Source organism: Phormidesmis sp. 146-33 (assembly GCF_052939515.1).
This window is the reverse complement of record NZ_JBJPHU010000214.1, coordinates 1-5,131: the sequence shown is the minus strand read 5'-3', so window position 1 is coordinate 5,131 and position 5,131 is coordinate 1. Positions and strand designations below refer to the sequence as shown.

At 49.2% G+C, this 5,131-nt stretch carries 12 protein-coding genes; 8 read left to right on the top strand and 4 right to left on the bottom strand.

The genetic code is table 11. The features are described from left to right. Positions 1-286: 286 nt before the first annotated feature. From ACJ2PR_RS34975 to ACJ2PR_RS34960, 4 genes are read right to left on the bottom strand one after another with little or no spacing between them, the layout of a single operon-like run. Entirely contained in the window at positions 287-580 is a 294-nt protein-coding gene (locus ACJ2PR_RS34975) for a hypothetical protein (protein WP_446880502.1), read from the bottom strand. Continuing rightward, positions 577-870 (bottom strand): hypothetical protein, encoded by a 294-nt coding sequence (locus tag ACJ2PR_RS34970; protein ID WP_446880501.1) that lies wholly within the window; start codon positions 868-870, stop codon positions 577-579. The genes ACJ2PR_RS34975 and ACJ2PR_RS34970 overlap by 4 nt, the downstream gene beginning before the upstream one ends. A 55-nt stretch (positions 871-925) precedes the next feature. Next, positions 926-1,051 carry a hypothetical protein gene (locus ACJ2PR_RS34965; RefSeq protein WP_446880500.1) on the bottom strand — a complete coding sequence of 42 codons (126 nt, stop codon included), beginning with the start codon at positions 1,049-1,051 and terminating at the stop codon, positions 926-928. After that, positions 1,048-1,341: a hypothetical protein gene (locus ACJ2PR_RS34960; protein ID WP_446880499.1), complete on the bottom strand. Its 294-nt coding sequence runs from the start codon at positions 1,339-1,341 to the stop codon at positions 1,048-1,050. The genes ACJ2PR_RS34965 and ACJ2PR_RS34960 overlap by 4 nt, the downstream gene beginning before the upstream one ends. Positions 1,342-1,678: 337 nt before the next feature. On the opposite strand from ACJ2PR_RS34960, the gene ACJ2PR_RS34955 reads away from it, so the two are divergent. The 8 genes from ACJ2PR_RS34955 to ACJ2PR_RS34920 all read left to right on the top strand — a co-directional run bounded on the left by ACJ2PR_RS34955 (position 1,679) and on the right by ACJ2PR_RS34920 (position 4,885). Continuing rightward, positions 1,679-1,915, top strand: coding sequence for a hypothetical protein (locus ACJ2PR_RS34955; protein ID WP_446880498.1), 237 nt, complete (start codon positions 1,679-1,681; stop codon positions 1,913-1,915). An 87-nt stretch (positions 1,916-2,002) separates the two neighbouring features. Next, positions 2,003-2,986: a ParM/StbA family protein gene (locus ACJ2PR_RS34950; protein ID WP_446880497.1), complete on the top strand. Its 984-nt coding sequence runs from the start codon at positions 2,003-2,005 to the stop codon at positions 2,984-2,986. A gap of 280 nt (positions 2,987-3,266) precedes the next feature. Further along, positions 3,267-3,392 (top strand): hypothetical protein, encoded by a 126-nt coding sequence (locus tag ACJ2PR_RS34945; protein WP_446880496.1) that lies wholly within the window; start codon positions 3,267-3,269, stop codon positions 3,390-3,392. A gap of 82 nt (positions 3,393-3,474) precedes the next feature. Then, complete coding sequence (locus ACJ2PR_RS34940; RefSeq protein ID WP_446880495.1) at positions 3,475-3,765, top strand: hypothetical protein; 291 nt, start codon at positions 3,475-3,477, stop codon at positions 3,763-3,765. Between the two features lie 97 nt (positions 3,766-3,862). Then, positions 3,863-4,198 carry a hypothetical protein gene (locus ACJ2PR_RS34935; RefSeq protein WP_446880494.1) on the top strand — a complete coding sequence of 112 codons (336 nt, stop codon included), beginning with the start codon at positions 3,863-3,865 and terminating at the stop codon, positions 4,196-4,198. Positions 4,199-4,209: 11 nt separating this feature from the next. Continuing rightward, a complete protein-coding gene (locus ACJ2PR_RS34930; RefSeq protein WP_446880493.1) occupies positions 4,210-4,359 on the top strand; it encodes a hypothetical protein in 150 nt (49 codons plus the stop codon). Next, positions 4,356-4,511, top strand: coding sequence for a hypothetical protein (locus tag ACJ2PR_RS34925; protein WP_446880492.1), 156 nt, complete (start codon positions 4,356-4,358; stop codon positions 4,509-4,511). Before ACJ2PR_RS34930 ends, ACJ2PR_RS34925 begins: the two co-directional genes overlap by 4 nt. 2 nt (positions 4,512-4,513) lie before the next feature. Further along, positions 4,514-4,885, top strand: coding sequence for a hypothetical protein (locus ACJ2PR_RS34920; protein WP_446880491.1), 372 nt, complete (start codon positions 4,514-4,516; stop codon positions 4,883-4,885). Positions 4,886-5,131 lie beyond the last annotated feature (246 nt).

Genomic DNA, 5,131 nt, shown 5'->3' with positions numbered 1-5,131 from the left:
TCGGAAAACCGATCGCAATCGTCATCACCAATGCCAGAGCGACCGCCGTCCACCATCTTGAGAATTTCATTAGCCTTGCCTCTACGCTTTTCCCCAAGTTAAAGGCTGAAACCCTTGGGAATCAACGCAAGTCAAACCCTCTCCCTGGCTCCATTCCTCCAAATTGAGGGACGTGATCATAGCTCCGCACCTTCAAGACTTTGCTCCATAGGAGTCTCAGGTAATTGCAAAGAGTCATGACCTATAGCCTGTAAGGATTTCAGGTCTTTCCCTTTGACCGCTCAAATCACATCTGCGCTGCAAGTTCGTCATCAAAGACGATCGCCCGTGCATTTGCCAGACAACGAATGATCGGCGCTTCATCCTCAAAGCAGCAGGCGATCGCGATGTCTGACCCCGAATAACTTTCACCCAGAACGATCGTCGTCACTTCATGACCGACCAAGGCAACTCGTAGCCAGAAGTCAGGCAATGAAGATGGTTCAATCTTGGTTGGTGCATCTGGGAAGTTGAGGGAGCCGGCCCCCGTTACGGTTGCCCATTCGTGGATGATTTGTTTGTCGAATTGGAACGGCTTCACTTTGCAGACTCCTTCGGCTTTATCCCGAATATCTCAATGTTTGGCTCTGCCATGCAAAACCCCTCTTGATGCACCAAATAATCGCCCACTCGCCCAGAGATTTCAGCGATCCACATCGGGTGGTTAAGTTGCGCGTTCTCTAACTTTTTCCAGAGTTTGGGTTTCACAGTCACTTGTACGGTCAACAGGTCGCAGGTGACGTGAAACCGCTTCAAACCATCTGCAACAGTTTGGACGGACGGTAACTCGCTGATTTTGACGACGACTTGAATCGTTCCCGACACTGACATTATTGACTCCTGATTGTTGAGCGTTTGTACTAACGACCGCGATCGAGTAACTCAATCAACCTCGAAACGTTGGCGGTCTGAGCATCAGCTTAATCTCGGTCAATCCCTCGGTCAGAACGCCAACCTGGTGAACCAAGATTTCCAGGTTGGTACTTGCAGTCTCTAACGGGTCTGTAGTCATAGATTTTCCTCACTTTCACTTTTTGCTGCGTCGGATTTGCGATCGCCTTCCGGCTGCTCTGAGTCGTCGAGAATCAAGTCCATTTGTTGAATGAACTCAGAATAGTTAATTTTGCCCTCCTTAAGCATGGACTTCGCAGTTAGCCCGTGTTTTAACAAATCTTCGATCATGTCAATTTCATTCCAGCCAACTCTATCAGCCTCTTTTTGAACGGCTGCTCTAATTGAGCGAGAAATGTTGTAGTTGACGCGATCGGCATCCTTTTTCTTTCGTCCCACACTAGCAACCATAGCTATTTCATCCTTTCTATTTAACGATACTTCTTCAATGCTACATCTCTTTTCTATTTATCGTGTACACGATATACATACATAAAAGCTACATAAAACAGGTTAAATCATAAGTAAGATTCATGTATATCGTGTACACGATATGTAGAAGATTGGTTATATTAGTTGTGTCGGGGCGAGAGACAACGCCTCAAGAGACAGGTGAGCAGGACTCGCCAGAGTAGCAGAGCTACCACGCCGAGAGGAAGCAGATCGGCACCCAAATCAAAAGGCATCGCCCCTCCGACCAAGAAGAAAGCGATGCCCTACACCCCAGCTAAGAGGTTTCAACAATTATATGTCTAACGCCGCCGCCAAAACCGCTCCAACCTGCGCCCAATGCACCCAGTTCGATCGCGGTATCTGCCTTTTAAGAGCGATCGCTGACTGGGAGGAAGGGGCGCATGTTAAGCCGAATCGCCCCGCTTGCCCCTTCTTTGAGAGTGCGACTGAGGCATTTGAGCGCTACAAAAAAGTTCGTTCTGCCTACCACCAAATGAAGGTCGATCGCCTGGAATATTGGGGCTTTGCCTAAAGTTTGCACCGTAAAGCGTTAATCAAACTTCAAGCCCTGAATTGCGCCTTGGGCAAGCGCTCAAACCTTCAACCCAATTAACAATCTATGTCACCCGTCAAAGAAATTCAGAAACTAATCAGCACCCGATCGGCTGTCAGAGACGAGATTTTAGTCAATCCCGGCAACAGATACATGGAGTACATTTCAGCCGATGGTCAAATGATTCGGATGCCCAATGTGATCCGTGACTTTGATACCAGTTGGGAAGATATGCCCCAACCTGCCAGCGACACAGCAGTTATTGAGCGAGATGGCAGACTGTATGCGATCGGCACCGTTGCCAAAACGATGAAGGGAAAGAGCGCATTCGACAAAGGCAAGCTGCGTATGATGTTCGACTCAGTGTTTGCAGCGCTAGAGCCTGTTTATAGTCAGTCGATTTTGAGAGTAGAGAACCTCAAGATTGCAGTACCAGACGTTCGGAATGAGGAAGCGATCACCCAGTCCAAAAAGCTGCAAGGCACCTTTGAATACACCCGCAATGGTCAAGCGCTGATCACCACGATCGCAAAGGTGACGCTGATTGAGGAAGCCACAGCCGCATACAACTACGGCATTCAGAACGGCTCGTATCAATGGCTTGACGCAATCAACGGCGTAATTGACTTTGGTGGGGGCACTTCATCAGGACGGCTCTACACCGCAGACGGGTTAATGCTCAGAGAGGCAAGCATAACCCTACCAGGCACGAACGCTCTAGCCCAAACCATTCAAGCAAGGTTGCTCAAAGAGACAGGTACAAGTGCAGACCTATCCGCAATCATGGACGGCATTGAAAGCGGCTCCTACCAAATCGGACGCAACGGGGCAACATTTATCACCCACTTTGCAAGTGCCCGTGATAGCTGGCTTGATGACATCCGCTCCAAAGCGATCAGCCAATGGGCTGCTTACCTCGACGATTTGGGTGAAGTCCTGCTAGTCGGTGGCTCCGCTTCCCTAGCTACCTCATTGGAGGAGCGCACCAAAGGACGGTTTAAGGTTGCCAGCAATGCTCAAGACATTACGATTTTGGGTATGGGGGCGTGATGGCACAGAAAAAGAACTCAGTTTCTCTTAGCGACACTGCGATCGCAAGGCTTCAAAAGTTGGTTGATACGGGTGAGTACTGCTCACTTGATGACGCTGCAAGTCACATTATCGTTTCAACTTTGCCTAGTACTGGTCAGTACTCACCCGTCCTCGCAAGTATTCAACCTAAAACGCCTCAATCGGAATCGTTGCAGACCGTTACTACCTCAAATCAGAACGGTACTCCTCAGAACAAGCCAGCGCCGCCGCCTAGACCACGCATTGAGGGGCTTGATTGATGAAACTCTACATTCTGGCAAGTGTAATCAGCCTGTCGATCGCTGCTCTCTACCTGAGTCCGACCTCAAGCAAACGCCCAATCTTTCTCGCTCCGCCACTCAACATCGCAAAGGAAATTCAATGAAAGTGCCTAAAGGGTTTCAGAGTTCAGCCGACGAACGCGCTTATAACCAACCCCTATCCCCCACACACGGAGCTTTTCAATCATGAAGACACAGTTAGCCATTAAAACGCATCAGTTTGGAGCTTGGAAGATCGAGGTTGTTCGAGAAGGCGCGAACTTCCGCTACAGATTTGAAAACGTCAACGATCCAGGCGAAATTTTCAAAGGACACGATCGCTTTGCCACTCCAGAACATGCGTTGGAGTCAGCCCAGACTTATCTCAAAGGCGCGATCGCAAGGCTGACAACTTTGAATCTGATCGACGATTTTCACGAGGCTGGTTTGATCGACTTCGAGAGTTATAAATCGATGATCAGTTCCGTTCGCCTATAGCCACGGTCAATCAAAAGCCAGCCCCCTGACTCGCAATCTAAGGCTGGCTCTACCTCTCAAACAACCGCAAAATCAATCATTTGGAGATTCATCAATTATGTCTGAATTACGCACCGCTAAGACACTCGGTTACTACGTTTCAGCCGATTGCACTGACCAATTGCAACGTCAGTACGGCTCCTATCTAGAGGCCATCGACATCAACGATCGCAATGCACTGATGGCGATTCTGGCTTACTACACGTTCATAAACGCTGTGCCTCTCTGGGAGGGAACGTCTTTTTACGATGTCGCTACCGAGTTGTTTCCTGGGGACTGCGCGCCTGAGGATGATCGGGATGTCACTAGTACCGAGTTCAGCGACATCCTGGAAATCTTGGAGAACATCACCCCGGATCAGGCGCGGGAATTGCTTCACGCCATCAGTTCATAGGAGATTGCAGAATGAAAGCACTAATTCAATGTTGGGTCGTGATTGCAGTTGGCGGAATGATTGGGCTAACTGCGATTGCTTGGAATGGGAGCTATGAGAAAGGCAGCGCGATCGACGTTATCAAGAATCACGCTCTTGAATCGCACGGAGGCAAACGATGAACTATCAAAAAGACGATGGCAGTTTTGGAAGCGGAATTTTTACAGCGATCGTCATTCTTGCAGCCTTCATCTGTGGCTATGCCCTGCGAGACTCCGGGTTCAAGCTGCGAGTGGATCGCCCTCCCATCAGTGCCCCAACTCAGAGGATCTGAAGATGACTCTCTCAGGACTCAACTCAATCACCGTAGGCTGCCTGCTCTGTATCGGGGTCATGCTTTCCGGTCGATTCATCCAGTCCCAGTCTGAAGCAGAAATTCAGAAATCAAAACTTGCAGAAATGCAGCGAGTGGCAGATGAAAAAGAGATTGCAGACAACGCCGCCAAAAACCGCATTGCCCAATTCAATCAGCTGCTACTGACCAATTACGAACTGGATGCCAAAAAACCCCCAAAGCTCGACTGGAAGCGGAGCATAGACCCCAAAAAGAAAACTTTCATCTACGACAAAAACCGCCTCTGTGTTGGCAATGCAGAGAACGGAACGTTCAATTTCATCTCGATCGACACAACCGCCTGTAACCGTTAAGGAGCTTCAATCAATGCCTGTCAGAACAAAAACAACTCAATCAGAGACCAGAAAGGAGACCCAGACAAACACACGCTCTGCGCGACGGGGCATGAAGCTAGGTTTCAGTTTTAGCAAAATCATCAGCGCGATTGTCTTCTGCCTGCTGTGGATCGTGACCCTGCTTCCTCGTTTCGTCCACTGGTTAACCTCAGTACCAGGCAACACGATCCTGTTTGGGGCTGCAACGGTTTACTTCTACTTGGT

Coding starts and splice junctions, on each gene's coding strand:
- ACJ2PR_RS34920 (WP_446880491.1), top strand. CDS start 4,514: ATGACTCTCTCAGGACTCAACTCAATCACCGTAGGCTGCCTGCTCTGT.
- ACJ2PR_RS34950 (WP_446880497.1), top strand. CDS start 2,003: ATGTCACCCGTCAAAGAAATTCAGAAACTAATCAGCACCCGATCGGCT.
- ACJ2PR_RS34930 (WP_446880493.1), top strand. CDS start 4,210: ATGAAAGCACTAATTCAATGTTGGGTCGTGATTGCAGTTGGCGGAATG.
- ACJ2PR_RS34955 (WP_446880498.1), top strand. CDS start 1,679: ATGTCTAACGCCGCCGCCAAAACCGCTCCAACCTGCGCCCAATGCACC.
- ACJ2PR_RS34935 (WP_446880494.1), top strand. CDS start 3,863: ATGTCTGAATTACGCACCGCTAAGACACTCGGTTACTACGTTTCAGCC.
- ACJ2PR_RS34945 (WP_446880496.1), top strand. CDS start 3,267: ATGAAACTCTACATTCTGGCAAGTGTAATCAGCCTGTCGATCGCTGCT.
- ACJ2PR_RS34960 (WP_446880499.1), bottom strand. CDS start 1,341: ATGGTTGCTAGTGTGGGACGAAAGAAAAAGGATGCCGATCGCGTCAAC.
- ACJ2PR_RS34940 (WP_446880495.1), top strand. CDS start 3,475: ATGAAGACACAGTTAGCCATTAAAACGCATCAGTTTGGAGCTTGGAAG.
- ACJ2PR_RS34965 (WP_446880500.1), bottom strand. CDS start 1,051: ATGACTACAGACCCGTTAGAGACTGCAAGTACCAACCTGGAAATCTTG.
- ACJ2PR_RS34925 (WP_446880492.1), top strand. CDS start 4,356: ATGAACTATCAAAAAGACGATGGCAGTTTTGGAAGCGGAATTTTTACA.
- ACJ2PR_RS34970 (WP_446880501.1), bottom strand. CDS start 870: ATGTCAGTGTCGGGAACGATTCAAGTCGTCGTCAAAATCAGCGAGTTA.